A 2,300-nucleotide genomic window follows, 5' to 3' on the forward strand; every position below is an offset into this window, starting at 1 on the left:
GGTCGCCAACTCGTCGTCGACGTAGGCGTGGGCCTTGGTCGGCGCAGGAGCCATGTGGTACTCGCCGTTCCAGACCTCGTCGAGGTGGTCCTGGCCGAGCACGCGGCGGCGCTCGATGAGCGCCTCGACCTCCTGGGGCAGGGGGCCGAGGATCACGGTCCTCATTCGCCCGAGTGTAGAACCGGGGGTCCCGCGGCCGGTGGGGGCGTCGACTTGGACCGGAGCGCCGGGCACGGCAGGATTCACGGCATGGAGGCACGGCCCCCGGCGGGCGACCACGGCGGCTCGCTGTCGCTCGTCGTGCCCCTGTACGACGAGGAGGAGCGCTTCGCCGAGCACGCCAAGGAGATCGCCGAGTTCGTGGACGGCCTGCCTGCCGGCAGCGAGCTCATCTTCGTGGACGACGGGAGCTCCGACGGCACGGCCGAGCTGGTGGAGGACTTCATCGCCCGCTGGCCAGGGCGCACGGCCAGCCTCCTGCGCCGGCCGCACGAGGGAAAGGGCGCCGCCGTCCGGGCCGGCCTGGCCGTCGCCGGCGCCGACTACGCCGGGTTCTGCGACGTCGACCTGTCCACGCCCCTCGACCAGCTCCAGGAGATCCTGCTCACCGCCCGCATGGGACCGGTCCTCGCCATCGGGTCCCGGGATGCGGTCGCCTCCAGGCTGGTGCGCCCCCAGGGCCGGTTCCGGGAGCTCCTCGGCAAGTCCTACAACCGGCTGGTCCAGCTCGTGGTGACCCCCGGCATCACCGACACCCAGTGCGGGGCCAAGGTGGCGGCCACCGAGGTGTGGCGGGCCATCCTGCCGTTCTGCTCCCAGGCCGGCTTCGCCTGGGACGTGGAGGCCATCGCCGTCGCCCGCCGCCTGGGGATCGCGGTGCGGGAGGTGGCCATCGAGTGGAGCCACGACGACCGCACCAGGGTGCGGCTCGGGCGGGACGGGGCGGCAATGGTCGCCGCCATCCCGAGGATCGTCGCCAGTGCCAAGCGGGTGCCAGCGCATCTTCGCTACGAAGGGAAGGCCAGCGGGGTGTTCGACGACCAGCAAGCGTCCACGCTCATCGAGTCCGATACCGACCACTGGTGGTTCCGTAGCAAGGCGGCGTTCGTCTCGTCGGCCCTCCGCCGCCACCTGCCGGTGGGCGGGCGCGACGTCCTGCTGGTCGACGTGGGCGCCGGCGCCGGCGGCGTGACCGCCATCCTCGGGTTCCATCCCGACCGGGTGGTGGCGGTGGAGGGTTCCGAGGCGCTGGTGCGGGTGGCCCACGACCGCCACGCCCTGCGGGCGGTGGCCGGGGCCATCGGCGACCTGCCGGTGCGGCCGGCGAGCGTGGACGTGGTCACCATGCTGGACGTGGTGGAGCACCTGGAGGACCCCGAGGCGGCGCTGCGCGACGCCTGGCGCGTGCTGAAGCCGGGGGGTTGCCTGGTCGTCACCGTCCCTGCCCACCAGTGGCTGTGGAGCGGGGCCGACGAGATGCTGGGCCACGTCCGGCGCTACAACCGGCCGCTGCTGCGAGGCCAGCTGGAGCGGTCGGGGTTCCGGCCCGTCGTGCTCACCCACGTGTTCAGCTGGCTGGTGGCGCCCGTGTGGCTGCGCCGGCGCACGGCCCGCAACGCCGCCGAGCAGCTCGGCCTCCAGGACCAGTCGCCCCTGATCGAGCGGGCCGCCCTGTTCCTCACCCGGGCCGAGCGGGCGGTGGTGCGGCGGGTCTCGCTGCCCGTTGGGACGTCGATCCTGTGCCTGGCGGTGAAGGCGGGCGGCGACGGCTCCTGAACCTGGTCCACGCGTCGGAGGGACGGGGTCAGACGCGGATGACGCTCAGCCCTTCGACGTCGGGGAAGCCGTCGTCCTGCGTCACCACCGGCACCTCGAGCGACATCGCCGTAGCGGCGACCCACGAGTCGTTGATGGGCATGCGCTGACCAGCGTCCCGTAGTTGCACACGCAGGCGTGCCCACGCTGCCGCGACGGCGTCGTCGACGGGAACGGGATCCAGCCCGAGGGCCGCCGTGAGGGCGCCGAGCCGGCGGTCCCGCGCCTCGACCGTCTCAGCCACCAGCACGCCCGCTCGAAGCTCTCCGATCGTGATGATCGACACCGCCACCTCGTCCGGGAAGGCGTCGGCATCCACGGTCCTCCCGCTCTCCCGGGCGATGAACACCGACGTGTCGGCCAAGCCTCGACTCACGACAGGGGGACCTCGTCGGTCATCTCCCCGGCGAGCTCGACCAGATCGGCCGCAAGGCGTGCATCGGCCTGGTTCGCCGACACCATCGACACGAACTCGTTCCTCGACA

The 2,300-nt window shown here is 72.7% G+C and carries 2 protein-coding genes; one reads left to right on the plus strand and one right to left on the minus strand.

Annotated features, from left to right (window positions below; genetic code table 11):
• The first annotated feature begins 249 nt into the window (after window positions 1-249).
• On the plus strand, window positions 250-1,776 hold the full coding sequence (locus tag VM242_05235) for a methyltransferase domain-containing protein (GenBank protein HVM04556.1): 1,527 nt from the start codon (window positions 250-252) through the stop codon (window positions 1,774-1,776).
• Window positions 1,777-1,804: 28 nt separating this feature from the next.
• On the opposite strand, the gene VM242_05240 is transcribed toward VM242_05235, so the two are convergent.
• On the minus strand, window positions 1,805-2,191 hold the full coding sequence (locus tag VM242_05240; protein HVM04557.1) for a PIN domain-containing protein: 387 nt from the start codon (window positions 2,189-2,191) through the stop codon (window positions 1,805-1,807).
• Between the last annotated feature and the right edge of the window lie 109 nt (window positions 2,192-2,300).

The organism is Acidimicrobiales bacterium, assembly GCA_035540975.1.
GTDB lineage: Bacteria > Actinomycetota > Acidimicrobiia > Acidimicrobiales.